26 protein-coding genes are annotated in these 25,379 nt (G+C 64.0%); 9 read left to right on the forward strand and 17 right to left on the reverse strand.

Features of this window, described 5'->3' with window-relative positions:
• Position 1 precedes the first annotated feature (1 nt).
• Together ACTTAI_RS10395 and ACTTAI_RS10400 are read left to right on the forward strand one after the other, a co-directional pair.
• Positions 2 to 661 carry a lysophospholipid acyltransferase family protein gene (locus tag ACTTAI_RS10395; protein WP_444455641.1) on the forward strand — a complete coding sequence of 220 codons (660 nt, stop codon included), beginning with the start codon at positions 2 to 4 and terminating at the stop codon, positions 659 to 661.
• Positions 658 to 1,596 carry a phosphatidate cytidylyltransferase gene (locus tag ACTTAI_RS10400; RefSeq protein WP_444455642.1) on the forward strand — a complete coding sequence of 313 codons (939 nt, stop codon included), beginning with the start codon at positions 658 to 660 and terminating at the stop codon, positions 1,594 to 1,596. Before ACTTAI_RS10395 ends, ACTTAI_RS10400 begins: the two co-directional genes overlap by 4 nt.
• A gap of 50 nt (positions 1,597 to 1,646) precedes the next feature.
• Here the strand turns inward: ACTTAI_RS10400 and ACTTAI_RS10405 are convergent, their stop codons facing one another.
• The 6 genes from ACTTAI_RS10405 to ACTTAI_RS10430 all read right to left on the reverse strand — a co-directional run bounded on the left by ACTTAI_RS10405 (position 1,647) and on the right by ACTTAI_RS10430 (position 8,107).
• The gene (locus ACTTAI_RS10405) at positions 1,647 to 2,915 is read right to left on the reverse strand and encodes a pyruvate dehydrogenase complex dihydrolipoamide acetyltransferase (protein ID WP_444455643.1); all 1,269 of its coding nucleotides are present in this window, start codon (positions 2,913 to 2,915) and stop codon (positions 1,647 to 1,649) included.
• 7 nt (positions 2,916 to 2,922) lie between these two features.
• Positions 2,923 to 4,281, reverse strand: a complete 1,359-nt coding sequence (locus ACTTAI_RS10410) for a pyruvate dehydrogenase complex E1 component subunit beta (RefSeq protein WP_444455644.1) — start codon at positions 4,279 to 4,281, stop codon at positions 2,923 to 2,925.
• Between the two features lie 12 nt (positions 4,282 to 4,293).
• Positions 4,294 to 5,298 carry a pyruvate dehydrogenase (acetyl-transferring) E1 component subunit alpha gene (pdhA, locus tag ACTTAI_RS10415; RefSeq protein ID WP_444455645.1) on the reverse strand — a complete coding sequence of 335 codons (1,005 nt, stop codon included), beginning with the start codon at positions 5,296 to 5,298 and terminating at the stop codon, positions 4,294 to 4,296.
• A gap of 132 nt (positions 5,299 to 5,430) precedes the next feature.
• On the reverse strand, positions 5,431 to 5,730 hold the full coding sequence (locus ACTTAI_RS10420) for an FtsB family cell division protein (protein ID WP_444455646.1): 300 nt from the start codon (positions 5,728 to 5,730) through the stop codon (positions 5,431 to 5,433).
• Between the two features lie 125 nt (positions 5,731 to 5,855).
• A complete protein-coding gene (locus tag ACTTAI_RS10425) occupies positions 5,856 to 6,740 on the reverse strand; it encodes a fructose bisphosphate aldolase (protein ID WP_444455647.1) in 885 nt (294 codons plus the stop codon).
• Between the two features lie 176 nt (positions 6,741 to 6,916).
• A complete protein-coding gene (locus ACTTAI_RS10430) occupies positions 6,917 to 8,107 on the reverse strand; it encodes a phosphoglycerate kinase (protein WP_444455648.1) in 1,191 nt (396 codons plus the stop codon).
• 209 nt (positions 8,108 to 8,316) lie between these two features.
• Between ACTTAI_RS10430 and ACTTAI_RS10435 the strand changes: the two genes are divergently transcribed.
• Complete coding sequence (locus ACTTAI_RS10435) at positions 8,317 to 8,823, forward strand: peptidylprolyl isomerase (RefSeq protein WP_444455649.1); 507 nt, start codon at positions 8,317 to 8,319, stop codon at positions 8,821 to 8,823.
• Positions 8,816 to 9,397 carry a peptidylprolyl isomerase gene (locus ACTTAI_RS10440; RefSeq protein WP_444455650.1) on the forward strand — a complete coding sequence of 194 codons (582 nt, stop codon included), beginning with the start codon at positions 8,816 to 8,818 and terminating at the stop codon, positions 9,395 to 9,397. The genes ACTTAI_RS10435 and ACTTAI_RS10440 overlap by 8 nt, the downstream gene beginning before the upstream one ends.
• Positions 9,398 to 9,633: 236 nt before the next feature.
• On the opposite strand, the gene tyrS is transcribed toward ACTTAI_RS10440, so the two are convergent.
• On the reverse strand, positions 9,634 to 10,884 hold the full coding sequence (gene tyrS, locus ACTTAI_RS10445) for a tyrosine--tRNA ligase (RefSeq protein WP_444455651.1): 1,251 nt from the start codon (positions 10,882 to 10,884) through the stop codon (positions 9,634 to 9,636).
• A 59-nt stretch (positions 10,885 to 10,943) separates the two neighbouring features.
• Here tyrS and ACTTAI_RS10450 point away from each other — a divergent pair, with 59 nt between their 5' ends.
• Entirely contained in the window at positions 10,944 to 12,089 is a 1,146-nt protein-coding gene (locus ACTTAI_RS10450; RefSeq protein ID WP_444455652.1) for an anhydro-N-acetylmuramic acid kinase, read from the forward strand.
• Between the two features lie 49 nt (positions 12,090 to 12,138).
• On the forward strand, positions 12,139 to 12,555 hold the full coding sequence (locus ACTTAI_RS10455; protein WP_444455653.1) for a DUF4405 domain-containing protein: 417 nt from the start codon (positions 12,139 to 12,141) through the stop codon (positions 12,553 to 12,555).
• A gap of 9 nt (positions 12,556 to 12,564) precedes the next feature.
• Here ACTTAI_RS10455 and ACTTAI_RS10460 read toward each other — a convergent pair whose 3' ends face one another.
• The 6 genes from ACTTAI_RS10460 to ACTTAI_RS10485 all read right to left on the reverse strand — a co-directional run bounded on the left by ACTTAI_RS10460 (position 12,565) and on the right by ACTTAI_RS10485 (position 19,819).
• Positions 12,565 to 13,011 (reverse strand): cupin domain-containing protein, encoded by a 447-nt coding sequence (locus ACTTAI_RS10460; RefSeq protein ID WP_444455654.1) that lies wholly within the window; start codon positions 13,009 to 13,011, stop codon positions 12,565 to 12,567.
• Positions 13,012 to 13,137: 126 nt separating this feature from the next.
• On the reverse strand, positions 13,138 to 14,412 hold the full coding sequence (gene eno, locus ACTTAI_RS10465) for a phosphopyruvate hydratase (RefSeq protein ID WP_444455655.1): 1,275 nt from the start codon (positions 14,410 to 14,412) through the stop codon (positions 13,138 to 13,140).
• 115 nt (positions 14,413 to 14,527) lie between these two features.
• Positions 14,528 to 15,418: a DMT family transporter gene (locus tag ACTTAI_RS10470; RefSeq protein ID WP_444455656.1), complete on the reverse strand. Its 891-nt coding sequence runs from the start codon at positions 15,416 to 15,418 to the stop codon at positions 14,528 to 14,530.
• A 59-nt stretch (positions 15,419 to 15,477) separates the two neighbouring features.
• Positions 15,478 to 16,899: a protein adenylyltransferase SelO gene (locus ACTTAI_RS10475; RefSeq protein ID WP_444455657.1), complete on the reverse strand. Its 1,422-nt coding sequence runs from the start codon at positions 16,897 to 16,899 to the stop codon at positions 15,478 to 15,480.
• Between the two features lie 99 nt (positions 16,900 to 16,998).
• Positions 16,999 to 17,934: a nucleoside hydrolase gene (locus ACTTAI_RS10480; protein WP_444455658.1), complete on the reverse strand. Its 936-nt coding sequence runs from the start codon at positions 17,932 to 17,934 to the stop codon at positions 16,999 to 17,001.
• Positions 17,935 to 17,962: 28 nt separating this feature from the next.
• Positions 17,963 to 19,819, reverse strand: a complete 1,857-nt coding sequence (locus ACTTAI_RS10485) for an ABC-F family ATP-binding cassette domain-containing protein (protein ID WP_444455659.1) — start codon at positions 19,817 to 19,819, stop codon at positions 17,963 to 17,965.
• Between the two features lie 209 nt (positions 19,820 to 20,028).
• Between ACTTAI_RS10485 and ndk the strand changes: the two genes are divergently transcribed.
• On the forward strand, positions 20,029 to 20,451 hold the full coding sequence (gene ndk / locus ACTTAI_RS10490) for a nucleoside-diphosphate kinase (RefSeq protein ID WP_097070160.1): 423 nt from the start codon (positions 20,029 to 20,031) through the stop codon (positions 20,449 to 20,451).
• Between the two features lie 24 nt (positions 20,452 to 20,475).
• Here the strand turns inward: ndk and ACTTAI_RS10495 are convergent, their stop codons facing one another.
• The 4 genes from ACTTAI_RS10495 to ACTTAI_RS10510 all read right to left on the reverse strand — a co-directional run bounded on the left by ACTTAI_RS10495 (position 20,476) and on the right by ACTTAI_RS10510 (position 23,087).
• Positions 20,476 to 20,823, reverse strand: coding sequence for a TfoX/Sxy family DNA transformation protein (locus tag ACTTAI_RS10495; protein ID WP_444455660.1), 348 nt, complete (start codon positions 20,821 to 20,823; stop codon positions 20,476 to 20,478).
• Between the two features lie 108 nt (positions 20,824 to 20,931).
• Positions 20,932 to 21,087 (reverse strand): hypothetical protein, encoded by a 156-nt coding sequence (locus ACTTAI_RS10500; protein ID WP_444455661.1) that lies wholly within the window; start codon positions 21,085 to 21,087, stop codon positions 20,932 to 20,934.
• Positions 21,088 to 21,305: 218 nt separating this feature from the next.
• A complete protein-coding gene (locus tag ACTTAI_RS10505) occupies positions 21,306 to 21,812 on the reverse strand; it encodes an RrF2 family transcriptional regulator (protein ID WP_444455662.1) in 507 nt (168 codons plus the stop codon).
• Between the two features lie 225 nt (positions 21,813 to 22,037).
• On the reverse strand, positions 22,038 to 23,087 hold the full coding sequence (locus ACTTAI_RS10510; RefSeq protein ID WP_444455663.1) for a cytochrome-c peroxidase: 1,050 nt from the start codon (positions 23,085 to 23,087) through the stop codon (positions 22,038 to 22,040).
• A gap of 166 nt (positions 23,088 to 23,253) precedes the next feature.
• On the opposite strand from ACTTAI_RS10510, the gene speB reads away from it, so the two are divergent.
• The gene (gene speB / locus ACTTAI_RS10515) at positions 23,254 to 24,231 is read left to right on the forward strand and encodes an agmatinase (protein ID WP_444455664.1); all 978 of its coding nucleotides are present in this window, start codon (positions 23,254 to 23,256) and stop codon (positions 24,229 to 24,231) included.
• An 87-nt stretch (positions 24,232 to 24,318) separates the two neighbouring features.
• On the forward strand, positions 24,319 to 25,353 hold the full coding sequence (locus ACTTAI_RS10520) for a DUF475 domain-containing protein (protein WP_444455665.1): 1,035 nt from the start codon (positions 24,319 to 24,321) through the stop codon (positions 25,351 to 25,353).
• Positions 25,354 to 25,379: the final 26 nt, after the last annotated feature.

A 25,379-nucleotide genomic window follows, 5' to 3' on the forward strand; every position in this document is an offset into this window, starting at 1 on the left:
CATGACGGGGCTTGAGCGGATCAAAGCGCTGCCCTACCGGATCGTCACCAAACTTGCGGGCGACGCGATTTCGCTGTTTGCCCGCATCCTGACCGCGCCGCGGGCGATCTGGTCGGGGTCGGAGCCGCTGCCCGGGCCACGGGTCTATTATTCCAATCACACCTCGAACGCGGATTTCGTGCTGATCTGGACGGTGCTGCCGCCCGTGCTGCGGGGGCGGACCCGGCCGGTCGCGGCGCTGGATTACTGGCTGGCCTCGCCGATCCGGGCCTTTGCCGGGCGAGACGTGTTTCGGGCCGTGCTGATCGACCGTCGCCCCGAGGCGCGGACCGAGGATCCGGTCGGGCAGATGCTGACGGCGCTGGACGCGGGCTCGGCGCTGATCATTTTTCCCGAGGGGCGACGGAACACCTCGGACGACCCGTTGCTGCCGTTCAAATCCGGGCTGTTTCATCTGGCGCGGCAGCGGCCCGCGGTTGACCTCATTCCGGTATGGATCTCGAATTTGAACCACGTCATGCCGCGCGGCAAGGTGATCCCGGTGCCGCTGATCTGCACAGTCACCTTCGGGGCGCCGATCCGCATTGTCTCGGATGAGCCGAAGGAAATCTTTCTGGCCCGCGCCGCAGCGGCCTTGGCGGATCTGGGGGCGGCCCGATGATCGGTCTTGCCCCTGCGCTTTTCGGTCTTGGGGTCGTCCTGTTTCTGGCGGCGATCCTTGGTCAGGTGCTGCGCGAGGCGATCGCGCCGGATGGATCGCATCCGGTGATCGAGACGATGAATGCCCGCATTGCGGCATGGTGGGCCTTTGCCGTTCTTATGGCGCTGGCGCTGCTGGCGGGGAAGGCGGGCGTGATTGCCCTCTTCGTGATCGTATCATTTTCGGCGCTTCGGGAATTTCTGACATTGACGACAAAGAGCGTCGCCGATCACTGGACACTGGCCGCAAGTTTCTTTCTGGTCTTGCCGTTGCAATATACTTTCGTCGCCGCAGGATGGACGAGCCTTGCTGCGCTTTTTGTTCCCGTGCATGTCTTTCTGCTGCTGCCGGTCATTTCCGCGCTGCAGGGGCGGCCCGAGCAATTTCTGGCGCGTGTCGCCGAAACGCAATGGGCGGTGATGATCTGCATCTATTGCGTCAGTTATATTCCGGCGCTGCTCTGGCTGCAGATCCCCGGGTTCGAGGGGCACACCCTTCTGCTGATCGGCTTCCTGATCCTTGTCGTGCAGATCTCCGACATCGCGCAATATGCGATCAGCCGCGGGATCGGACGGCGCCTGATTGCCCCGGCGCTGTCGGCCTCGAAGACCTGGGAGGGCACGGTGGGTGGCATCCTTGCTTCGGTGCTGGCTGGTGGCGCGCTGTCGTGGCTCACGCCCTTCACGCAGTTGCAGGCGATGGGGATGAGCCTTGTCCTTGCCCTGATGGGGTTCTTCGGGGATCTCGTCATGGCGGCGATCAAGCGCGACAAGGGCACGCGCGACTGGGGCCATCTGATCGCGCCGCATGGCGGCTTTCTGGATCGGCTCGACAGCGTGATCTTTGCCGCACCGATCTTTTATCACCTGACCCGCTTCTTCTGGGCGAGCCCCTGAAATGAAAAGTGGCAGGGTTTCCCCTGCCACCATCGCATTGTTCGGACCGTTCAGGCGAGCATCGCCATCGGGTTTTCCAGATTGGCCACGATTGCGGCCAGCAGCTCGGCCCCCAGCGCGCCATCGATCACCCGGTGATCGACCGAGAGCGTGAGCGACATCATTGTTGCCACCTCGATCCCGCCCGATGCGTTCACGACCGGCTTCTTTACCCCCGCGCCCACAGCCAGAATGGCACCATGCGGCGGGTTGATCACCGCGTCGAAGCTTTCGATCCCCATCATCCCCAGGTTCGAGATCGCGAACGACCCGCCCTGATATTCATGCGGCGCCAGTTTCCGATCCCGGGCGCGCTTGGCCAGATCCTTCATCTGTGCCGACAGTTGGCTCAGCGATTTCGTGTCGGCATCCTGCAGGACCGGGGTGAACAGCCCGCCCTCGATCGCCACGGCCACGGCCACGTCCGATGCTTTCATCTGCAGCACCCGATCACCCGCCCAGACCGCATTCGCCGCCGGAACGGCCTGCAGTGCCAGCGCGCAGGCCTTGATGATGAAATCATTCACTGAAAGCTTGACGCCCCGCGCCGACAGCTGCCTATTCAGCTCCTCGCGGAAGGACAGAAGCGCATCCAGACGCACCTCGCGGCGCAGATAGAAATGCGGGATCGTCTGTTTCGCTTCGGTCAGCCGCGCCGCAATTACCCGGCGCATGCCATCGAGCGGAACCTCGGTATAGGCGCGGCCCTCGTAAAGTTTCGCGACCGAGGCGGCAGAGACCGGCGCGGGGGCAGGGGCTGGCGCCGCCGCAGCAGCAACAGGGACCACAGCCGCAGCCTTGGGCGTCGCATTTTCGACATCGGCCTTTATTATCCGGCCATGCGGGCCCGAACCCGAAAGCGTCGCCAGATCAAGCCCCTTGTCGGCCGCAATCCGCCGCGCCAAGGGCGAGGCGAAGATCCGCGTGCCCGCAGCTTTCGGCACAACCTGCGCCGCCGCAACGGGGGCCGCAACGGCCGGGACAGCAACCGGGGCAGGGGCCGCGGCTTTCGGCGCGTGGGCAACCTCGGCGCTGCCACCCTCTTCCACCAGCACCGCGATCGGCGCGTTCACCTTCACGCCCGCGGTCCCTTCGGCCACCAGAAGCTTGCCGATCACGCCTTCATCGACCGCCTCGAATTCCATCGTCGCCTTGTCGGTCTCGATCTCGGCGATGATCTGGCCCGATTTGACCGCATCGCCTTCCTTGACCAGCCATTTCGCCAGCGTGCCCTCCTCCATCGTGGGGGACAAAGCGGGCATCAGGATTTCCACAGCCATCTTTCCCTCACCGATAGCAGACGCGTTTCACCGCCGCGACGACCTCGTCCGAGGTCACCAGCGCCAGCTTTTCAAGGTTCGCCGCATAGGGCATCGGCACATCCTTGCCCGTGCAGTTGATCACCGGCGCATCGAGATAGTCAAACGCGCGCTCCATGATCGTCGCCGACAGATGGTTGCCGATACTGCCCACCGGCCAGCCTTCCTCGACCGTGACACAGCGGTTCGTCTTCATCACCGAGGCCAGAACCGTGTCGTAATCGATCGGGCGCAGCGTGCGCAGGTCGATCACCTCGGCACTTATGCCCTCGGCGGCCAGCTTGTCGGCCGCGTCAAGCGCATGCGCCATGCCGATGCCGAAGCTGACGATCGTGACATCCGTGCCCTCGCGCCAGATCCGGGCCTTGCCGAAGGGGATCGTGAAATCGTCGAGCACCGGCACCTCGAACGAACGCCCGTAAAGGATCTCGTTTTCGAGGAAGATCACCGGGTTCGGGTCGCGGATCGCGGATTTCAGCAGGCCCTTCGCATCGGCCGCCGAATAGGGCATCACCACTTTCAGACCCGGGATCTGTGCATACCAGGCGGCGTAATCCTGCGAATGCTGCGCAGCGACGCGCGCTGCCGCACCATTCGCACCGCGGAAGACGATCGGGCAACCGAGCTGACCGCCCGACATGTAGAGCGTTTTCGCGGCCGAGTTGATGATCTGGTCGATCGCCTGCATGGCGAAGTTGAAGGTCATGAACTCGACGATCGGTTTCAGCCCGCCAAAGGCGGCGCCGACCGCGATGCCGGTAAAGCCATGCTCGGTGATCGGCGTGTCGATCACCCGTTGCGCGCCGAATTCGTCGAGCAACCCTTGGCTGACCTTGTAGGCACCCTGATACTCGCCGACTTCCTCGCCCATCAGGAACACCGTCTGATCGGCCCGCATCTCTTCGGCCATCGCCTCGCGCAAAGCCTCGCGCACGGACATCGTCTTCATCGGCGTGCCCTCGGGCCAATCGGCCGAGGCTTTCGACACCACCGCCACCGAAGCTGCCGCAATGGGCGCCGCTGCCACCGGGGCAGGGGCCGCCACAACCGGAGCCGCCGCTTTCGGCGCTGGAGCCGTTTCCACACCTTCGCCCGCCAGACGCAGGATCGGCGTGTTCACCTTCACCCCCGAGGCGCCTTCGGCCACCAGCAGCTCTGCCACCGTGCCCTCGTCCACCGCCTCAAATTCCATCGTCGCCTTGTCGGTCTCGATTTCGGCGATGATCTGGCCCGATTTTACCTCGTCGCCCGCCTTCACCAGCCATTTCGCCAGCGTGCCTTCTTCCATCGTCGGAGACAGCGCGGGCATCAGAACGTCAATTGCCATCGTCTTCTCTCCTCAGGCGTAAATGTCGGTCCAAAGCTCGGTGAGCGCAGGCTCGGGGCTTTCCTTCGAAAACTCCGCCGCCTCGTTCACGATCGCCTTGATCTCGCGGTCGATGGCCTTCAGGTCATCATCCGTTGCCTGACCCGAGGAAATCAGCAATTCCCGCACGTTTTCAATCGCATCACGCTCGTCGCGCATCTTCTGCACTTCCTCGCGGGTGCGGTATTTCGCCGGGTCCGACATTGAGTGACCGCGGTAGCGATAGGTCTTCACTTCCAGAATGTACGGTCCAGCGCCCGAGCGGCAATGCGCAACCGCCTTTTCCGACGCCGCTTTCACCGCCAGCACATCCATGCCATCGACGATCTCGCCCGGAATGCCGAAGGCCTCGCCGCGCATGTAGATATCCGCCGACGAGGTCGAGCGTTTCTGCGCCGTCCCCATCGCATATTGGTTGTTCTCGATCACGAAGATCACCGGCAGCTTCCAAAGCGCCGCCATGTTGAAGGTCTCGTAGACCTGGCCCTGGTTCGCCGCGCCATCGCCGAAATAGGCGAAGGTAACATTGTCATTGCCGAGATATTTGTCGGCAAAGGCCAGCCCCGCGCCCAGCGGCACCTGCGCGCCGACGATGCCATGCCCGCCGTAGAAGTGCTTCTCCTTCGAGAACATGTGCATCGAGCCGCCCTTGCCCTTCGACAAGCCACCCTCGCGCCCGGTGAGTTCCGCCATCACGCCCTTCGGGTCCATGCCGCAGGCCAGCATGTGGCCGTGATCGCGGTAGGAGGTGATGCGCTTGTCGCCCGGCTTCGTCGCAGCCTCAAGGCCGACGACGACCGCTTCCTGTCCGATGTAAAGGTGGCAGAAGCCACCGATCAGGCCCATGCCATAGAGCTGACCGGCCTTTTCCTCGAACCGGCGGATCATCAGCATGTCACGGTAATAAGTGAGCAATTCTTCCTTCGAGACATTGGGGCGCGCGGGCGCCGCGGTCTCGGGGGTCTTGCGTGTCGCCATTGGACAGCCTCCCAGGTCGCGATAGTTCAACGTTAAACCATTCTCTACAGCATGCGACGAAAAGATGCAATCGCGCGAACGCAAAACGCCCGCACGAAGCCGTGCGGGCGCGAAAACAGGCTTAAGGATCGCTTAACGGATCACGATTTCATCGCCGCGCAGCGTGCCCAGCACCTCGCGCGCGCGTTCATCGAGCAGATCAAGGTCGAGATAATCGTCCGACAGCCGATGCGTCAGATTCGCCATCCGCTCTTCTTCGGCTTTCAGCTTGTCACGCTCGACCGTCAGTCTCTCGATTTCGGCATCAACCTGAACGCGATGGAAGATGCCATTCGGCCCCTGCATTGCGGCAAAGGCGAAGTTGAGCCCAAGCACGGTGGCGGCGGAATAGAAGACGAAGGGGGCGACCCTCGGACCTTTCGGAAGATTCATGCTGTGCCTCTCATGCGGCCTCTGACGGGCGCTGGCGCAACCTTGCCACAAAGGCCCGAGCGTGAAAAGGCCCGGAACGCAAACGGGCCCCCAATGGGGGCCCGCGGGATTACCTTATACGCCGATCAACCGGCGATCGAGGCGCGGTAGATGCTGTCGATCGCTTCGCCCAGCGCCGCGTCGAATTCCGCATCGGTCATCTGCGCGGTCAGGCCCTCGGTCAGCGCGCGGCTGAACGAGGCGATCATGCCCTTGTTGCGGGCGAGAATCGCGTTCGCGTCGTTGCGGGCATAGCCACCCGAGAGCGCGACGACCTTGATCACGTTCGGATGCTCGACGAGCGGCAGATAGAAGTTGTCGATCGTCGGCAGGCTGAGCTTCAGCATGACGGGCGAGGACACGGTTTCGAGACCCGCCAGCAGCGCATCGCGCAGCATCGCTTCGGCGTCGATCTTGTCGGCGATCGAGATCGTCACTTCCGGCTCAAGGATCGGAACCATGCCCGCGCCCAGAACCTGCTCGCCGATTTCGAACTGCTGCGCCACGACCGAGGCAATGCCCATCGGATCCGCGGCCGAAATCACCGAACGCTCTTTCGTGCCGAAGATCCCGGCTTCCGCGGCGCGCTCCAGCAGCGCATCCAGCGTCGGCATCGCCTTCAGCATTTGGCAGCCGTTCTTTTCCTCTTCCAGACCCTTGTCGATCTTCAGGAAGGGCACGACGCCGCGCTTTTCCCACAGATAGGTGGCGGTCGGGATGCCGTCGATGTCGCGGTCCATCGTCTGTTCAAAGAGGATCGCGCCGACCACCTTGTCGCCGGTGAAGGCGCTCGACTTGATGATCCGCGCGCGCATCGCGTGGATCAGGTCGTACATTTCGGTTTCGTTCGAATAGGCGTCTTCGGTGATGCCATAGAGCCGCAGCGCCTTCGGCGTCGAGCCGCCCGACTGGTCAAGAGCGGCGATGAAGCCCTCGCCCTTGCGCATGTGTTCCATCATCGTCTTCGCCATATTCGACCCCCGATCCTGGGCCCGGACCATTCCGGGCAGCGACTTTGCAATTGCAGCACCCGGTTAAACTCTTGTGACAAAGGATGCAATTCCGGTTTCGCTAACAGCGCAGCAGACATGAAAAAATCGGGGCGCTTTGCAGCGCCCCGACCCTGATTTGTCGCAATCGGACAAGCTTATTTCGTCAGCGCCGCAACGCCGGGCAGTTCCTTGCCTTCCATCCACTCAAGGAAAGCGCCGCCCGCGGTCGAGATGTAGCTGAAATCTTCCGCAGCGCCCGCCTTGTTCAGCGCCGCCACGGTGTCGCCACCGCCCGCCACCGACACCAGCTTGCCTGCCTTGGTCAGATCCGCCGCTTTCTGCGCCGCCGCATTTGTCGCCGCATCGAAGGGCGCGATCTCGAAGGCGCCGAGCGGGCCGTTCCAGATCAGCGTTTTGCTGGCCTCGAACACCTTGGCGATCTCTTCGACCGACTTCGGACCGGCATCAAGGATCATCGCATCGGGCGGGCAATCGGCCTTGCCGACGACCTCGTTCGCGGCGCCCGCCTTGAACTCGCGCGCCACCACCACATCGGCGGGCAGGTGAATCGCGCAGCCCGCGGCCTTGGCCTTTTCAAGGATCTCGCGCGCGGTCTCCGCCATCTCGCGTTCGGCCAGCGATTTGCCGACATCGATGCCCTGCGCGACGAGGAAGGTGTTCGCCATGCCACCACCGATCACCAGATGATCGACCTTGGTCACCAGATTGCCCAGAAGATCAAGCTTGGTCGAGACCTTGGCGCCACCGACGACCGCCGTCACCGGCCGCGCCGGATTGCCCAGCGCCGCTTCCAGCGCCTTCAGTTCCGCTTCCATCAGACGACCCGCCGCGGACGGCAGGATATGCGCCACGCCCTCGGTCGAGGAATGCGCGCGGTGCGCCGCCGAGAAGGCATCGTTCACATAGACCTCGCCCAGCGCGGCCATTGCGGCGCTCAGTTCGGGATCGTTCTTTTCTTCACCTGCATGGAAGCGGGTATTTTCCAGCAGCAGAACTTCGCCCGCAGCCAGCGCCGCGACGGCAGTCTTGGCGGGACCGCCAATGCAGTCCTCGGCGAATTTCACCGTCACCCCCAGCGCCTTGGCCAGTTCCGGCACCAGCGGCTTGAGGCTCATTTCCGGCACGGGCTTGCCTTTCGGACGACCGAAATGCGCCAGCAACACCGGCTTGCCACCTTTGGCGAGGATGTCCTTGACCGTGGGCGCGATCTTTTCGATCCGCGTCGCGTCGGTCACCACCCCGTTTTCCACCGGCACGTTGATGTCCACGCGCACCAGCACCACCTTGCCCGCAAGATCCATCTCGTCGAGCGTTTTCCAAGCCATGTCCGTTCTCCAGTTGTGGGTCGCGAGGTGGGGGCCGTCCACCTGCGGCTCGCGCAAAATTGCCCGGATGTGACGGGGTCGTCAACGCCTTGCGGCCGCGCGGGCGGCGAAATCCCGCCCGGCTGCGACGAAATTCCCGCACCGCTTTGCCCTTTCCTTAGCGCCTCCCAGCCCTTAAGTTGCGCCCAGACCAAATTCAGGAGAGCCCCATGGCCGAGATCAAGGATCCCGAAAACACCATCATCATCACCCTCAAGGATGGGCCGGTGGTGATCGAGCTGCTCACCGATGTGGCGCCGCTGCACTGCGAGCGGATGAAACAACTGGCCCGCGATGGCGCCTATGACAACGTGGCCTTCCACCGCGTGATCGACGGCTTCATGGCGCAGACGGGCGACGTCGAAAACGCCAATATGGAAAAGGACTACAACCCGCGCCGCGCCGGCACGGGCGGGTCGCAATATCCCGATCTGAAAGCCGAGTTCTCCAAGGTCCCGCACGCCCGCGGCTCGCTTGGTGCGGCGCGCTCGATGAACCCGAACTCGGCCAACAGCCAGTTCTTCATCAACTTCGCCGACAACAACTTCCTGAACGGCCAATACACCGTCTACGGTCAGGTGATCTCGGGGATGGAATTCGTCGACAAGATCGCGCGCGGCGAGCCGCCGGCGAACCCGGACCGGATGATCACCGTGCGGGTGGCGGCCGATGCGTAAGCTGCTCCTTGCCACGGCACTGGCCTTTGCGGCCACGGGGGCGATGGCGCAGGATGGCACCACCGCGCCCGATGGCCCGGGTCCGAACCTCGTGCTTGAGATCGGGGGCTCGGTTTCGGGCAAGGTCGTGATCGACCTCTCGCCCGACGTCGCGCCGCAGCATGTCGAGCGCATCACCCAGCTCGCCAATGAACATGCCTATGATGACGTGGTCTTCCACCGCGTGATCGAGGGCTTCATGGCGCAGACCGGCGACGTGCAATTCGGCAAGCGTGGCGGCGATCTGTCGATGGCGGGCATGGGCGGGTCGAAATACGGCGACCTTCCGGCGGAATTCTCGAACCGCTCCTTCACCCGTGGCATGGTCGGCATGGCCCGGTCCGCCAGCCCCGACTCGGCCAACAGCCAGTTCTTCATCATGTTCGACGCCGCCCCGCATCTGGACGGCCAATACACCATCGTCGGCCATGTGGTCGAAGGCATGGATCTCGTCGACAAGATCAAGAAGGGCGCGCCCGAGATGAACGGTCTCGTCGACAACCCGGATTACATCGTCAAGGCCACGGTCGAGTGACGCTGGCGCAGGGGGCTCTGCCCCTCATGCCCTCGCGGGGCTCGGGCGTTCGACCGGGAAAGGCTCCACCGGAGCCTTTCTTTCTCCGGTCTCACCCCCGAGATATTTGACGCAAGATAAAAGGGCGCCCGTCAGGAGCGCCCTTTTCCTTTATCTTGCCCGAAATATCCCGGGGTCGCCGATTGGTGCGCCATTGGTTCAAGACCAATCGGCGACGGGCAGAGCCCCGGCCTCGCTCAGCCCAGGCTCACCAGCGCATGGCGCTTCTTGCCCGCGCTCAGCTTCACCGGCGCGGCCAGATCGGCGGGCGCGAACATCCGCCCGGCATCGGTGCAGATCTCGTCATTCACTTTCAGACCGCCCTCGGAAATCAGCCGCTTGCCGTCCTTGCCGGTCTTGGCGAGACCCGAGCGCACGACGAGCTGCGCAAGGCTGATCCCCTCGGCCACTTCCTCGGCACCAAGCGTCAGCGTCGGCAGATCCTCGCCCACGCCGCCTTTTTCAAAGACCTCGCGCGCGGTGGCCTCGGCCGCGGCCGCGGCTTCGGCACCGTGCAGAAGCCGCGTCACTTCATTCGCCAGAATGATTTTCGCACCGTTGATCTCGGAGCCCTCGAGCTTGCCCAGACGCTCGCATTCCGCGACCGGCAGATCGGTGTAAAGCTTCAGGAACCGGCCCACATCGGCATCGGTCGTGTTGCGCCAGAACTGCCAGAACTCATACGGGCTCAGCATCTCGCCATTCAGCCAGACCGCGCCCCCCTGCGACTTGCCCATCTTGCGCCCGTCCGAGGTGGTCAGAAGCGGTGTCGTCAGCCCGAAGATCTCGCGATCCAGCACCCGGCGCGTCAGATCGATGCCGTTGACGATATTGCCCCACTGATCCGACCCGCCCATCTGCAACAGACAGCCATAGCGGCGGTTCAGTTCAAGGAAATCATAGGCCTGCAAGATCATGTAGTTGAATTCGAGGAAGCTCAGCGACTGCTCGCGGTCGAGCCGCGATTTCACCGATTCGAAGCTCAGCATCCGGTTGACCGAGAAATGCCGCCCGATATCACGCAGGAATTCGAGGTAGTTCAGATCATCAAGCCATTCGGCATTGTTGCGCATCAGCGCGCCATTGCCTTCGTCCTTGTAATCAAGATAGCGCGCAAAGACCCGCTGCATTCCGGCGATGTTCTCGTCGATCTTCTCGGGCGTCAGCAGCGGCCGTTCCTCGCTGCGGAAGCTGGGGTCACCCACCTTCGTCGTGCCCCCGCCCATCAGCGTGATCGGCTTGTGTCCGGTCTTCTGGAACCAGCGCAACAGCATGATGTTCAGAAGATGCCCGACATGCAGCGAGGCCGCCGTGGCATCATAGCCGATATAGCAGGTCACCATCCCCCCCGCCAAAGCGGCGTCGAGTTCCTGAAGATCGGTGCAATCGGCCAGAAAACCGCGCTCGATAATGACGCGCAGGAATTCCGATTTCGGATGATAAGTCATCGTGCTTGTCCCTTGGCTGGCCCCATGCGTATATCGGCGCAGGCGCAAAAGGGGAAGAGATGTTGAAAACGGGCGCAAAATCGCAGCCGGTCTGGGCGATCGGCACGATGTCGGGAACCTCGCTTGACGGCGTCGATGCGGCGGCGCTGCTGACCGACGGCCATGCGATCCTCGATTTCGGCCCCAAGGCCTACCGCCCCTATACGCCCGCCGAGCGTGGCGTGATCCATCGCGCCCTGGGCCGCTGGCAGGGCGAAGATGGCGTGGCTGAGGCTGCGGAGGTGGTCGAGACCGCGCATGCCGAACTTCTTGCAGGTCTTCTGGCCGATCTGCCCGCGGACGCGGAGGAGGTGCTGATCGGATTTCACGGTCAGACTTTGGCGCATGATCCGAACGGGCTGCACGGCCAGCGCCGCACGCATCAGGCTGGCGATGGCGCGGTTCTGGCCGAGGTTCTGGGCCGCCCCGTGGTCTGGGATTTCCGCTCCATGGATGTCGAGATGGGCGGGCAGGGGGCGCCTTTGGTGCCCTTCTTCCATTTCGCCTGTGCGACCTGGGCCGGGCTCAGCATGCCTTGCGCCTTTCTCAATCTGGGCGGCGTCGGCAATGTGACCTGGCTCGACCCGCGCCAGCCCGCGCCCGAAGCTGAAGGCGCGGTTCTGGCCTTCGACACCGGCCCGGCGAATGCGCCGATCGATGATCTTATGCGCCATCGTTTGGGCGCTGCGGCCGATATCGGCGGCGCGCTCGCGTTGAAGGGGCGGGTGGACGAGGCCGGGGTGAGGACATTCCTTGGCCACCGGCATTTCTTCCGCATGCCGCCGAAATCGCTCGACCGCAATGAATTCGCCACGGCGCTTGCGTTTGTTGATCGGCTTGATGATGCCGATGCGGTGGCGACGCTCACCGCCTGCGCCGCCGCTGCCGTGGCCCGCGGTTTCGAGCATTTCCCGAGCCCGCCAGACCTCGTTCTGGTCTCGGGCGGTGGTCGCCTCAACGCGGCGCTGATGGCGGAACTGGTGGCCCGGCTGCCCTGTCCGGTGGCCCCGATCGAAGACATCGGCCTTGATGGCGACATGCTTGAGGCCCAGGCCTTCGCCTATCTCGCCGTCCGCGTCGCCCGCGGCCTGCCGACCTCGGGGCCCACGACGACCGGCGTTGCGGCACTGGTAGGCGGTGGCAAGCTCAGCCGCCCGCGGGAATAGACGGAAATCGCCCCCTTCTGCGTATCATGGGAAACGACAGGAGGATGCGATGACACACCTTGCTTCCCAACCGTTTTCGAACCGCGCTGCGGCGGTCTTTCTGGCAGGCTTCACCTTCCTTGGCCTTGCCGTCTCGGGCCTTGCGATCGCGATTGCGCCTTCGGGCCGGATCGCGATGGACATCGGCTGGCATCTGGCCTTCCTCACCCGCGTGCAATGGGAAAGCCTGCACCTGACGCTGGGGGTCTTCTTTCTTTTCGCGGCGGGCTGGCACATCTGGCTGCATTGGCCGGTGATCACCAACCTGCTCTGGTCGGCACAGATGCACATGCTGTCGCATCGCCGCGAGGTCGGTCTGGCGCTCGCGGTTGTGGGCGCGCTGATCGCGCTGGCGGTGCTCGATCTGCCGCCCGCAAGCTGGCTGACCGATCTCTCCGATCTCTTCAAGCGCGGGTTCTGGAGATAAGGGGACAGGTCACCGCGCCGAGGGCGGGAGGTCATCGATCTCGAACCCCGGCGCGGCCATCTCGAACCCCTCGAAGCGAAAGCCGGGGCTGACGGTGCAGCCAACCAGCGTCCAGTCGCCAAGCGTCCGCGCCGCCTGCCAATGGTCGATCGGCACGATGCCCTGCACGACTTCGGCGCCGAGCACATCGGGGCCAAGCCGCAGCCGCGTCACCGGCCCGGCCTCGGTCGCGGCAATCCGCAATTCGAGCGCTGCGCCCGCGTGATAATGCCAGATCTCGGCCGCATCGACGCGGTGCCAATGGCTGGCTTCGCCTGCTTTCAGCAGAAACAGGATCGCTGTGCCCACCGGGCGCGCGCCCGGTTCCGCCTCGGCCACCCAGGTCTGGCGATACCAGCCGCCTTCGGGATGCGGTTCCAGCCCGAGTTTCGCGATGATCCGATCTGCCTCGCCCATGATCCCTCCGGGTTTTTTCCTGGCGCAAATACGCCCGCCGGAGGCAGACAAGTCAAAGAAAAACCGCCGAGGGCAGGGTGCCTCCGGCGGAATTTGCGTATTTGGACCAAGAAAAAGCCCGAGGGCTTATTTCAGGATCGCGCGGCCCATGTATTCGGCGGTCTCGCCCAGCATTTCCTCGATGCGGATCAGCTGGTTGTATTTCGCCAGCCGGTCGGAGCGGGCGAGCGAGCCGGTCTTGATCTGACCGCAGTTCGTCGCGACGGCCAGATCGGCGATCGTCGCATCCTCGGTCTCGCCCGAGCGGTGCGACATCACGTTGGTGTAGCGCGCGCGATGTGCCATCTCGACCGCCTTCAGCGTTTCCGAGAGCGAGCCGATCTGGTTCACCTTCACCAGCATCGCGTTCGCGACGCCTTTCTTGATGCCCTCGGCCAGACGCGCCGGGTTGGTCACGAAGAGATCGTCACCGACCAGCTGCACCTTGTCGCCCAAAGCATCGGTGAGCAGCTTCCAGCCGTCCCAGTCATCCTCGGCGCAGCCGTCCTCGATCGAGATGATCGGATATTCGGTGCAGAGCTTGGCCAGATAATCGACATTCTCGGCCGAGGTCAGCGACAGGCCCTCGCCCTTCATCTCGTATTTGCCGCCTTTGAAATATTCGGTCGAGGCGCAGTCGAGCGCCAGATAGATGTCCTCGCCCGGCTTGTAGCCCGCCTTTTCGATCGCCTTCAGGATGAAGTCGAGCGCGTCACGGGTCGAGGCGAGCATCGGCGCAAAGCCGCCCTCATCGCCCAGACCGGTCGAGAGCCCCTTGGCCGACAGTTCCTTCTTCAGCGTGTGGAACACTTCCGAACCCATGCGCACGGCGTCGCGGATATTGCCCGCGCTGACCGGCATGATCATGAATTCCTGAATGTCGATCGGGTTGTCGGCATGCTCGCCGCCGTTGATGATGTTCATCATCGGCACCGGCAGGACACGGGCCGAGGTGCCACCGACATAGCGATAAAGCGGCTGCGCCGTGAAATCGGCGGCGGCTTTCGCGCAGGCCAGCGACACGCCCAGAATGGCGTTCGCGCCCAGACGGCCCTTGTTGTGGGTGCCATCGAGCTCGATCATCAGCTTGTCGATGCCTTCCTGATCGGTGACGTCTTCGCCGACGAGGTTCTCGGCGATCTCGCCGTTCACCGCCATCACGGCTTCCAGAACGCCCTTGCCCATGTAGCGCGACTTGTCGCCATCGCGGCGTTCCACCGCTTCATGCGCACCGGTCGAGGCGCCCGAGGGCACGGCGGCGCGGCCCATCGTGCCGTCTTCAAGGGTCACGTCGACTTCGACGGTCGGGTTACCACGGCTGTCGAGGATTTCGCGCGCGTGGATGTCGATGATCGTGCTCATGGGAGTGCTCCGATTGGTAAATCGCCCCCTCTATAGCCCCATGCTGCCGCAGCGAAAAGGCCCTTGATAGCGTTAACGGCGGTGTTAGCGTCCGACTTCGCGTGAAATTTTTGCGTCAGGCGGCAGGGACTTCGGCCTTGGCCAGACGGCGCTGACGGGCCAAAGTGTAAAGCCCCGAGGCGACGATGACCGCGCCGCCGATCAGCGTCCAGCGGTCCGGGGCCTCGGCAAAGACTGCCCAGCCGATGATCAGCGCAAAGATCAGCCGGGTGTAGCGGAAGGGGGTGATCACCGCGACCTCGCCGATCCGCATCGCCGCGATCAGCGCATAATAGCCCGCGGTGCCGAAGACCAGCGCCGCCGCGATCGACGCAAGATCGAAGGCGGTGGGCATCAGCACCGGCCCCTGAAACCGAACGAGCATCGCCCCCGCCGGAATCACCGAGGCAAATCCGTAGGTTGCAAGTTGCATCGAGGTGATCGACTTCGGCACGCGGCGCGTCACCACATCGCGCGCGGCAAGGCCGAGAACGCCGACGACCGCGAAAAGCGAGAGCACCGAAAATCCTTCGGTCCCCGGGCGGATCACGATCAGCACGCCCAGAAAACCGACGCCGATTGCCGACCAGCGCCGCCAGCCGACATGCTCGCCGAGGAAAAGCGCGGCCCCCAGCGTCACCGCCAAGGGCGTTGCCTGCAGGATGGCCGAGGCTTGGGCAAGCGGCGTGAAGGCCACGGCGCAGACGAAGGCGAGGGTGCCGACGAGTTCGCCGAAATTGCGCCCGATCACCGCGGGCGCCAGCAGATCGCGTGACACCAGCCGGTCGCCGTTGCGAGCCGCGAGCGTGGCAAAGATCGCCGTGCCGCCGATGCCAAGCAGCATCAGCACCTCGCCCACGGGCATGTGCCCGGCGAGGAATTTGACGCACATGTCCTCGATGGCGAAGCCCGCCATCGCAAGCACCATCAGCAGACTTCCGCGGAGATTTTCAACACCATGTCCCATGGCGGTCCCCTGCCAGCGCGCCGCTCAAAGGTCCAGCGTGCGATTGTATCCGCCACAAGTCAGGTGCCGCAAAAGGTGCGGGTGACGCGTTCGTCGGGGGTGGGGGCAGCCTCGAAGGCGGCAAAATCCGGGTTAGGGTCGAACGGATGGGTGAGTGCCGCCTGCAGCTGATGGAAGGGGGCGAAATCCCCCAGCACAGCGGCGGTGATCACCTCTTCGATACGGTGATTGCGCGGGATTCGCACCGGGTTGGCGGCAGACAGCACCGCCTGCGGCACGACCTCGCGCGTGAGCCGCGCCTGCCAAAGCGTTTCCCAGCTGTCAAAGGCACAGGGATCGGGGAACTCGTCCCGCGCCTGCCCGGTGACCAAACCGCGGAATGTGCGGGTGAAATCGGCCCCCTCGGAGGCCATGCGCGAGAGCAGGCTCTCGATCAGCGGCCGGTCGGCCTCGGTGGCGCGCTCAAGCCCGATCTTGCGGCCCATCCGGTACAGCCAAGCCGCCTGATAGGCCGGGGCGAAGCCATCCAGCACCGCCTGCGCCTGTTCGACCGCCTTTTCCTCGGGGCCGATCAGCGGCAACAGGCAGGAGGCCAGCTGCGTCAGGTTCCAGAGCGCGATCTGCGGCTGGTTCGCATAGGCATAGCGGCCGTAACTGTCGATCGAAGAAAACACCTTTTGCGGATGATAGACATCGAGGAAGGCGCAGGGGCCGTAATCGATCGTCTCGCCCGAGAGCGCGCAATTGTCGGTGTTCATCACCCCATGGATGAAGCCGAACGACAGCCATTGCGCGACAAGCTTCGCCTGCGCCTCGACGGCACCCGCCAGCAGCCCAAGCGGGCCGTCCACGTCGGGATAATGGCGGGAAATCGTGTATTCGCAAAGCGTTGCCAGCGCTTCCTGATCTTGCCGCGCGGCGAAATACTCGAACGTGCCGACGCGGATATGGCTGGCCGCAATGCGCGAGATCACCGCGCCCGGCTTGTGGAACCCGTCGCGATAGACGGTCTGCCCGGTCAGCACCGCGCCAAGCGCCCGCGTCGTCGGCACGCCAAGGGCCGCCATCGTCTCCGAGACCAGATATTCGCGCAACACCGGCCCAAGCCAGGCCCGCCCGTCGCCGCCGCGCGACCAGGGCGTGCGACCCGCGCCTTTCAGCACCCAGTCAAGCCGCGCGCCATCGGGCGCCAGCACCTCGCCCAGAAGGATCGCCCGGCCATCGCCCAGTTGCGGCACGAAGCCGCCGAACTGATGCCCCGCATAGGCCTGCGCGATCGGCTCGGCGCCCTCTGGCAGGCGATTTCCTGCCAGAACCTCGGTGCCCTCGGCGCTGGCAAGCCAGTCGGCATCGATCCCCAGCCGCGCAGCCAGAGCCCGGTTGACGACGATCGGTGCTGGGGCGGCGACCGCATCTGGCCCCAGCCGGGCAAAGAAACGCTCGGGCAGGCGGGCATAGGAATTGTCGAAGGACAGTCGCATGTGCAACGATGTGCTGCGCCTGTGACGTTCGTCAAGAAAGAGTGCGTAATTGCTACAAAGAAAAGCCGCGCCGTTGTTCTGCGCGCGAGACAGTCGGTGTCAGAGACGTGCAAGCCGTTCCGTCAGCAGGGAGTAGAACCCTTCGGCATCGACATCCCGCAAGAAAAGCGCATTCGGTGCGCGCTGTGTCACGCGCCACCAATCGGCGACGGTCATGCCCATCGTCAGCTCCGAATGGGTCTCGATCTCGACATTGATGAAGCGGCCCTCGAACAGATCGGGGCGGAGCAGCCAGGCGATGACACAGGGGTCATGCAGCGGCGCGCCTTCGGAACCATATTTCGCCATGTCGAAGCGCTCGAAGAAATCGGTCCAGCTCGCCACCGCCGCGCCGACGGGGGTGTTCAGCGCCCGGAACGCCTCGATCCGCGGGCGTGTGGTCAGCGCCTTATGCGTCGCATCGAGCGGCACAATGACTACAGGCGCTCCGGATTTCAGCACAATTTCAGCCGCTTGCGGGTCGACGTAAATGTTGAATTCGGCCGCCGGGGTGGTGTTGCCGACTTCGAAATAGGCGCCCCCCATCAGCACGATCTGCTCGACCTTCGAGATGATCTCGGGCGCGCGGCGGAAGGCGGTCGCGATGTTCGTCAGCGGCCCGAGCGGACAAAGCGTGACCGTGCCCGGGGCCTCGCTGCGCAGGGTTTCGATGATGAAATCAACCGCATGCTGGTCTTGCAGCGGCATCGTCGGCTCGGGCAGGGCGATCCCGTCGAGCCCGGTCTTGCCATGCACATATTCTGCCGTCACCAGCGGGCGCAGAAGCGGTCGGTCGCAGCCCGCGAAGATTTTCACATCCCGCCGCCCGGCCAGTTCGCAGACGATCCGCGCGTTTTTCGTCGTCAGCGCCAAGGGCACATTGCCCGCGACGCAGGTAATCCCCAGCACCTCGAGTTCGGGGCTGCCAAGGGCCAGAAGGATCGCCACGGCGTCATCCTGCCCGGGGTCCGTATCGATGATGATCTTGCGCGTCATGTCTTACCTGTGCCTTCGGGCTTAGCCCTCAGCCCGCCATCGCGGTTTCCAGCGCTTCCAGCGCCGCCATCCAGAGTTCCTCGGCCCGGCCCATCGCCTCGCGCGCTTCGGCATGCTTGAGCATCCACTTTTCGCGCTCGGCGGCGCGGGCCGCTTCGTAGAGGGTAGGATCGGCCAGTTTCTCGTCAAGTTTGGCCAGCATCTCGGCCAGTTTCTCGACCCGCTCCTCGCATTTGCGCGCCTCGGAGCGCAGCGCCAGTATCCGCTCGCGCGAGGGCGGGGCGGCCTTCTTCTCGGCTGGTTTCGGTGCGGGTCTCTCGTCGGGATCACCCGCGAGCAATTCCGCCCGGTAGGCTTCCAGATCGGCGGGGTAGGGCGCCACGGCACCGCCCTTGACCAGCCAGAGCCGGTCGGCCACGAGGCCAAGCAGGTGCATGTCGTGGCTGACAAGGATCACCGCGCCCGAATAGGCGGTCAGCGCCTCGACCAGCGCCTCGCGGCTCTCGATATCAAGGTGGTTCGTCGGTTCGTCGAGAATGAGAAGATGCGGGGCATCAAGCGTGGCGAGCAGCAGCGAGAGCCGCGCCTTCTGCCCGCCAGACAGCTTGCCGACCGCGGTTTCTGCCTGATCCGCAAGCAGTCCGAACCCGGCCAGCCGCGCGCGCAGCTTCGCCTGATGCTCCTCGGGGCGCAGGCGCTGCAGGTGAAGCAGCGGCGTCGCGTTCAGATCCAGTTCGTCGACCTGATGCTGGGCGAAATAGCCGATCCGCAGTTTCGAGGACCGGGCAATCCGCCCCTCGCAGGTTTCAAGCTTGGCCGCGAGCAGCTTCGAGAGCGTCGATTTCCCCTCACCGTTGCGGCCCAGAAGCGCGATCCGGTCATCCTGATCGATGCGCATATTGAGCCGCCGCAGGATCGGCTTGTCGCCATAGCCCACCGCGGCACCATCGAGCGTGATGATCGGCGGCGACAGCTGCTCGGGCGTGGGGAAGGTAAAGACCTGTTTCGCAGCTTCTTCGGGGGCGGTGATCGGCTCCATCTTTTCCAGCATCTTGACGCGTGCCTGCGCCTGCGCGGCCTTCGTCGCCTTGGCCTTGAAGCGATCGACGAAGCTTTGCAGATGCGCCCGCCGCGCCTCCTGCTTCTTCGCCGCCGCCGCCAGATTGGCCCGCGCCGCCGCGCGTTGGCGGGCGAACTGGTCGTAAGGCCCGTTCCACAGCGTCAGCTTGCGGTTTTCCAGATGCAGGATCGAGCCGACGGCGCGGTTCAAAAGATCGCGGTCGTGGCTGATGATGATGACCGTATGCGGGTAGCGGGCCAGATATTGTTCCAGCCACAAAGCCCCTTCGAGGTCGAGATAGTTCGTCGGTTCGTCCAGAAGCAGCAGATCGGGCTGCGCGAACAGCACCCCCGCCAGCGCGACGCGCATCCGCCAGCCGCCCGAGAAATCCGAACAGGGGCGGCGTTGCGCCTCGGCGTCAAAGCCAAGCCCGCGCAGGATCGCCGAGGCCCGGCCCTCGGCCGACCAGGCGTCGATATCGGCCAGCCGGGTCTGGATTTCCGCGATGCGCCCCGGGTCGGTCGCGGTCTGCGATTCCTCCAGAAGATCGGCGCGCTCGGTATCGGCGGCCAGAACGGTGTCGATCAGGCTCGTGGCGGAGGAGGGCACCTCCTGCGCGACACCGCCGATGCGGGCGTGCAGGGGCAGACCGATCTCGCCCGATTCGAGCGCAAGCTCGCCCCGGATCAGTCTGAAAAGCGTGGTTTTCCCCGCGCCATTGGCGCCGACAAGGCCGACCTTGTGGCCGGTGGGGATCCGGGCCGAGGCTGCGTCGAACAGCGGGCGGCCCTCGATGGCATAGGTGATGGCGTCAAGCGTGAGCATGTTCCGGCTCTGCCCCAGCCTGTGGACCGCGTCAATGGCGCGCAGGTGGGGGCAGGGGCAATCCTTCCGGGGCAGCGTTGCGCATTTGTCGCATTTCCTGCCCAAAACGGCAGTCGCGCGGGGGTTTTCAACATCCCTGCCGCATGATAGCAGGCGCCAGACGCTTTTCTGACCGGCCTTCCGGTCCCCAACCAAAGAGGCTTTCCCTCATGGCCATCGAACGCACGCTTTCGATCATCAAACCCGACGCGACGCGCCGCAACCTCACCGGCAAGATCAATGCCAAATTCGAGGAAGCCGGTCTGCGCATCGTCGCGCAAAAACGCATCAAGCTGAGCCTCGAACAAGCCGGCAAGTTCTATGAAGTGCACAAGGAACGCCCCTTCTACGGCGAGCTGTGCGAATTCATGGCGTCCGAGCCGGTCGTCGTGCAAGTGCTCGAAGGGGAAGGCGCGATCGCCAAGAACCGTGAAGTGATGGGCGCCACCAACCCGGCGAACGCCGCTGACGGCACCATCCGCAAGGAATTCGCCCTCTCGGTCGGCGAAAACTCGGTCCACGGTTCGGACGCGCCGGAAACCGCCGCGGTCGAAATCGCCTACTTCTTCTCGGGCCTCGAACTGGTCGGCTGATCGCCGGTCCGTTGCGGCTTGCGGCTAGCGCCGCAGGCCGACGCCAATCAGATCAAGGGCCGCCTCGATCCCGGGGTGGCCCTTTTGATTTCCCAGAGCACGCGCTTTCAGCGCATCGAACTTGACCCTGAGCGCGTCCTTTTCGGCGCCGCGGCAGTCATTCCACGGCCGTCCCTGCAGCGCCATCACGAGCGCGTAATATCCGATGAAATGCGGCGGGTTCCCGCCCCGAAGCCAGGCCTCGTAAGCGGCATCGGCACCCATGGCACGCAGCGCCTCGGCGCTGGTGATGCCCGATCGCAGGAAACCCTCCGCCGTGGCGGGTCCGATCCCGGGGATGTCAGTCAGTGGCGATGTCATGGGGGACTTCATGGGACGCTCCGGATCAAGGCATGATCCCCGATCAGGAGCCGTCCCGCAAGTCTTGCCCGCGCAGGGGCAGGGAGCGTCAGGCCCGCGAACAGGCCCGGACCGAGGGCCTCAGATCGAGGCCCAGTCGGTGATCGTCTTGCCAGCCTGCACGGGCTTTTCTGCATGACCCTGCTGCTGCGCCGAGGCTTTCGCATCGGCCTGTTGGCGTTGCATGCCTTCCGGCTGGTCGGAAGACACCATTCCCATTTGTTGCGTCTGTTGCATCTCGGGCCTCGTTGTTACCGCTTGCCCCTTCATGGGGCGCTTGAATTGCGGCGACACTATGACGCAGCTAAACAGGCCCGCCCGAAAGTTCAACTCACGATGAAAGGAGCGTTAGCGTTACCCGAAAATCGCGGGCGGAAAATGGCCGAACCCGCGCCGGGGCCGGGCGCGGGTTCGTGAGAATTGCGTTTCTTTCGAAACATTTCCGTGAAGGGCGCTCAGGCCTCGAGTTCGGCCGCCACCGCCGCACGCGCCCGTGCCGGGCCGCCGCAGATCGAGATCCGTTGCGCCCCGGGCAGGCGCAGAAGGGTCTCCAGTGCGGCGTTGTCGCGCACCAGATCGCCCACCGAATGCGCGTCCATTGCGGTGTAGAACGCCTCAAGTGCCGCGCCGATCGCATCGCGGAAGCGGCAGGCGTCGCAGAGCGGGCAGGTGTTGTTCTCGCCGTCCAGACATTCGACGAAGGGCAGCACCGCCTCGAAGGTGCGCAGCACCTCGCCGACACTGATCTGGTCCATCGGTCGCGCCAATCGCAGCCCGCCGGAGCGGCCCCGTTGTGTTTCGATGAAGCCGCGTTGCGCAAGCGTGTTCACCACCTGCGCCAGATGGTTTTCAGAGGCGTTGCAGGCCTCGGCGATCTCGTGCTTGCGCACGATGCGGTCGCCATTGACCGCACAGAACATCAGGGTGCGCATCGCCAGGTTGGTCCGAGTCGTCAGTCGCATGCTGGCTCCAGGATTTGCCGAAAACGGAATAGGCATGTCACAGATATTGTTTTGACATATGTCAGGAATTCGCGGCGATTGACAGTGCAACGGTGTCCTTGCGGCAATATGTCTGTGAGGTATTCCTTTTCAGCGTTCCCCCCGGCGTGACCCGGTTTCGGGACTGCCGAAAAGACAGGCGCGGGGAAAGTCCCCGCGCCGTTCGTGCCGAAATTTGGTGCAATATCAGTTCATCTGCACAGGTTTCGGCGTCTCGGCCGTGCGCGCCGGCAGGATCGGATGCACCACCTCGGGTTGCTCGCCGGTCAGCGTTCCAAGGAAGGCCGTGATCTGTTCCACCTGCTTGTCGTCGAGCTTCGCGCCAAGCTGCGAATTCGCCATCACCGAGACCGCTTCCTTGAGATCCCAGACCTTGCCGGAGTGGAAATAAGGTGCCGTCAGCGCGATGTTGCGCAACGGCCCGGCGCGGAACACATATTCGTCCGAGGCGGTTTTGGTGACCTTGAAGCGGCCCGTGTCGCCCGCGGGCAGGATCTCGGCGCCGGGGGCCTCGACCACACCAAAGGGATAATAGCCGTTGCCGCCGATGTTGATGCCGTTGTGGCAGCTCGAACAACCGGTGTCGATGAAGAGCTTCAGACCGGCCTTTTCATCCTCGCTCATCGCCCCGTCAGTGCCGGTCAGCCACTGGTCGAATTTCGAGTTCGGCGTGATCAGCGTCGCTTCGAAGGCTTCGACGGCCAGCGCGAAATTGTCGAAATTGATCGGGTCGGACTGGCCGGGGAAGGCCTTGGCAAAGGCGTCGACGTAACCCGGCATCGATTTCACCGTGGCGACCAGATTGTCGGGGGTGTTGTTCATCTCGACACCCGCCTGCACCGGACCCTTGGCCTGCGCGGCCAGATCGGGGGCGCGGCCATCCCAGAATTGCGCGATGTTGAAGACGGCGTTCAGCGCGGTCGGCGCATTGCGCGGGCCTTTCTGCCAACCATGCCCGATCGAGGTTTCCAGCCCGTCGACCCCGCCAAGCCCGACGTTGTGACAGGACTGACAGGAGAAGACGCCCGATTTCGACATCCGCGGATCAAAGAACAGCATCGCCCCCAGATCGATCTTGTCGCGGGTGACGGTGTTGTTGTCGGCCAGCTGCGGCGCCTGCATCGGGATCACTTCGAAAAGCCCCTTTGCCTCCTCGCGCAGTGCCGCATCATCGGCCAGCGTGGGGGAGGCAAGCAGCGTCATCGCCGCCAACAGGCTGATCTTGTTGCGTTTCATCGGTGTCCCTCCGTGTTTTGAATATGGAATACTTCTAAACAGCTGGTCAATCCGAGGTGTTGATCTGCATCAAGTTAGAATAAGTCCAGATGTGGCGGGGTGACGCAGGTTTTGGTTGACACCTCAAGTTTATCAGGGCGCTATGCGATGAAAAGGGGGCATCTGCATGGCACTGGAAGACGCGAAAAATCAGATAGATATGGCTTTCACGCGGCAAGATCCGCGCGGCCTTGCCTTCGAGAATGCCTTTGCGGGCGCGACCTCGTTTCTGCGGCGGCGCTACAGCAAGGACCTGACCGGCATCGACCTTGCGGTGACCGGGGTGCCCTTCGATCAGGCGGTGACGCATCGTCCGGGCACCCGCTTCGGGCCGCGCGCGATCCGCGAAGCCTCGACGCTGCAGGCGTTTGATGCACCCTATGGCTGGGGCTTCGATCCGTTCAGCGAACTCGCGATCGCCGATTACGGCGATCTCGCCTTCGACTATGCCCATACCGCGAGCTTCCCGGACCGGGTCACCGATCACATCGCGGGAATTCTGGCACAAGGCGCCGGGTCGATCACCCTCGGCGGAGATCACTTCATCACCCTGCCGATCCTGCGCGCCTATGCGGCCCATCACGGCCCCGTTGCGCTCATCCATTTCGACGCCCATTCCGACAGCTGGGCCGATGACGACATGAGCCGGATCGACCACGGCACCTTCCTTTACAAGGCGCTGAAACTGGGCGTCGTCGCGCCCGAGACGACGGTCTCGGTCGGCATCCGCACCGACAACCCCGACACTTGCGGCGTCACCATCCTTGATGCGCCCTTCGTGCATCGCGCGGGCGTCGACGAAACCGTGGCGCGGATCAAGGCGGTGGTGGGGGATCGTCCGACCTATATCAGCTTCGACATCGATTGCCTCGACCCGGCCTTTGCCCCCGGCACCGGCACGCCGGTCTGGGGCGGCTTGGCCAGCTGGCAGGCGGCGGCGATCCTGCGCGGGTTGGCGGGCGTCAATCTGGTCGGCGGCGATGTGGTCGAGGTCTCGCCCCCCTATGACACCACCGGCGCCACCGCGATTGCCGGGGCCCATGTCGCCAGCGAGTTGATCGCGCTTTACGGTTACACGCGTCGGAAGGCCCCGAACGCACCGTGACGCAGGGCTGAGGGCTTGCACAGTCTCTCCGCTCTGCCTACATCGCGCACAAGACAACAGGCCAAGCAGCCGCAAAACGGGGACGTCATGCGCAGCACCTTGCAATATTTCAGCTGGGCATTCGGGTTCACCGCGGTCGGTCTGGCCTTGGCAATGTGGCTCGGCTTTACCTATGAACACACGACCCATGGGGCGCTGTCGTTCTTCTTCGTCGCCTGCGTGCTTGCCGTGCTGGAGATCTCGCTCTCCTTCGACAATGCGATCATCAACGCCAACAAGCTGGGCCAGATGACCCCGGCTTGGCAGCGCCGCTTCCTGACCTGGGGGATTCTGATCGCCGTCTTCGGCATGAGGATCTTGTTTCCACTGATCATTGTCGTCGTTGCGGCAGGCATCGGCCCGATCGAGGCGCTGCGCATCGCCGCGACGCAACCGGCCGAATATTCGCGCATCATCGGCGAGGCGCATATGTCGATTGCGGCCTTTGGCGGCGCCTTCCTGATGATGGTGGCGCTGAGCTATTTTGTCGATGAAAGCAAGGAAGTGCACTGGTTTGTCGCGCTCGAGCGGCGGCTGAGCGACTGGGCCTCGATCCGCGGCATCGAGGTCGGCTTTCTGTTGGCGATCGTGCTGATCTTTGCCTGGTGGCTGCCGCCCGCGACCGAGGGAACCTTCCTGATTGCCGCTTGCACCGGGCTCTTGACCTTCCTCGCGGTCGAGGGGCTGGGGCAGGTGCTGGATAACGCCTCGCTTTCGGGCGATGTCGCTCGCGGCGGGCTGGGGGCGTTCCTCTATCTCGAAGTGCTCGATGCCTCCTTCAGCTTCGATGGCGTGATCGGTGCCTTTGCGCTGACGCAAAACCTGTTCCTGATCGCCATCGGCCTTGGCATCGGCGCGTTCTACGTGCGCTCGATTACCGTGATGCTGGTCGAGCGGCAGGCGCTGAGCGACTTCCGCTACCTCGAACACGGGGCGTTCTGGTCGATCCTCGTGCTGTCGGTGGCGATGTTCGCGCAGACGCTCATGCATGTGCCGGAATGGGCGACCGGGCTTCTGGGCGTCGTCTTCATCGGTGCGAGCCTGATGTCCTCGCTGCGCTGGAGCCGCTCGAACGCAGCCTGATCGCGGGCTTCGGACAAGAAAAAGAC

It is taken from the genome of Rhodobacter capsulatus (genome assembly GCF_052363175.1).
Classification (GTDB): Bacteria; Pseudomonadota; Alphaproteobacteria; order Rhodobacterales; family Rhodobacteraceae; genus Rhodobacter; species Rhodobacter capsulatus_D.

Excerpts from the sequence above, each read along its gene's own strand:
- ACTTAI_RS10405 (WP_444455643.1), bottom strand. The coding sequence starts at position 2,915 with ATGGCTGTGGAAATCCTGATGCCCGCTTTGTCCCCCACGATGGAGGAG.
- ACTTAI_RS10410 (WP_444455644.1), bottom strand. The coding sequence starts at position 4,281 with ATGGCAATTGACGTTCTGATGCCCGCGCTGTCTCCGACGATGGAAGAA.
- ACTTAI_RS10475 (WP_444455657.1), bottom strand. The coding sequence starts at position 16,899 with ATGCGACTGTCCTTCGACAATTCCTATGCCCGCCTGCCCGAGCGTTTC.
- ACTTAI_RS10520 (WP_444455665.1), top strand. The coding sequence starts at position 24,319 with ATGCGCAGCACCTTGCAATATTTCAGCTGGGCATTCGGGTTCACCGCG.
- ndk (WP_097070160.1), top strand. The coding sequence starts at position 20,029 with ATGGCCATCGAACGCACGCTTTCGATCATCAAACCCGACGCGACGCGC.
- ACTTAI_RS10430 (WP_444455648.1), bottom strand. The coding sequence starts at position 8,107 with ATGGCTTGGAAAACGCTCGACGAGATGGATCTTGCGGGCAAGGTGGTG.
- ACTTAI_RS10435 (WP_444455649.1), top strand. The coding sequence starts at position 8,317 with ATGGCCGAGATCAAGGATCCCGAAAACACCATCATCATCACCCTCAAG.
- ACTTAI_RS10495 (WP_444455660.1), bottom strand. The coding sequence starts at position 20,823 with ATGAAGTCCCCCATGACATCGCCACTGACTGACATCCCCGGGATCGGA.
- ACTTAI_RS10485 (WP_444455659.1), bottom strand. The coding sequence starts at position 19,819 with ATGCTCACGCTTGACGCCATCACCTATGCCATCGAGGGCCGCCCGCTG.
- ACTTAI_RS10395 (WP_444455641.1), top strand. The coding sequence starts at position 2 with ATGACGGGGCTTGAGCGGATCAAAGCGCTGCCCTACCGGATCGTCACC.
- ACTTAI_RS10400 (WP_444455642.1), top strand. The coding sequence starts at position 658 with ATGATCGGTCTTGCCCCTGCGCTTTTCGGTCTTGGGGTCGTCCTGTTT.
- ACTTAI_RS10500 (WP_444455661.1), bottom strand. The coding sequence starts at position 21,087 with ATGCAACAGACGCAACAAATGGGAATGGTGTCTTCCGACCAGCCGGAA.
- speB (WP_444455664.1), top strand. The coding sequence starts at position 23,254 with ATGGCACTGGAAGACGCGAAAAATCAGATAGATATGGCTTTCACGCGG.
- ACTTAI_RS10480 (WP_444455658.1), bottom strand. The coding sequence starts at position 17,934 with ATGACGCGCAAGATCATCATCGATACGGACCCCGGGCAGGATGACGCC.
- ACTTAI_RS10425 (WP_444455647.1), bottom strand. The coding sequence starts at position 6,740 with ATGGCGAAGACGATGATGGAACACATGCGCAAGGGCGAGGGCTTCATC.
- ACTTAI_RS10505 (WP_444455662.1), bottom strand. The coding sequence starts at position 21,812 with ATGCGACTGACGACTCGGACCAACCTGGCGATGCGCACCCTGATGTTC.
- ACTTAI_RS10455 (WP_444455653.1), top strand. The coding sequence starts at position 12,139 with ATGACACACCTTGCTTCCCAACCGTTTTCGAACCGCGCTGCGGCGGTC.
- tyrS (WP_444455651.1), bottom strand. The coding sequence starts at position 10,884 with ATGACTTATCATCCGAAATCGGAATTCCTGCGCGTCATTATCGAGCGC.
- ACTTAI_RS10440 (WP_444455650.1), top strand. The coding sequence starts at position 8,816 with ATGCGTAAGCTGCTCCTTGCCACGGCACTGGCCTTTGCGGCCACGGGG.
- ACTTAI_RS10460 (WP_444455654.1), bottom strand. The coding sequence starts at position 13,011 with ATGGGCGAGGCAGATCGGATCATCGCGAAACTCGGGCTGGAACCGCAT.
- ACTTAI_RS10470 (WP_444455656.1), bottom strand. The coding sequence starts at position 15,418 with ATGGGACATGGTGTTGAAAATCTCCGCGGAAGTCTGCTGATGGTGCTT.
- ACTTAI_RS10510 (WP_444455663.1), bottom strand. The coding sequence starts at position 23,087 with ATGAAACGCAACAAGATCAGCCTGTTGGCGGCGATGACGCTGCTTGCC.
- eno (WP_444455655.1), bottom strand. The coding sequence starts at position 14,412 with ATGAGCACGATCATCGACATCCACGCGCGCGAAATCCTCGACAGCCGT.
- ACTTAI_RS10450 (WP_444455652.1), top strand. The coding sequence starts at position 10,944 with ATGTTGAAAACGGGCGCAAAATCGCAGCCGGTCTGGGCGATCGGCACG.
- pdhA (WP_444455645.1), bottom strand. The coding sequence starts at position 5,298 with ATGGCGACACGCAAGACCCCCGAGACCGCGGCGCCCGCGCGCCCCAAT.
- ACTTAI_RS10420 (WP_444455646.1), bottom strand. The coding sequence starts at position 5,730 with ATGAATCTTCCGAAAGGTCCGAGGGTCGCCCCCTTCGTCTTCTATTCC.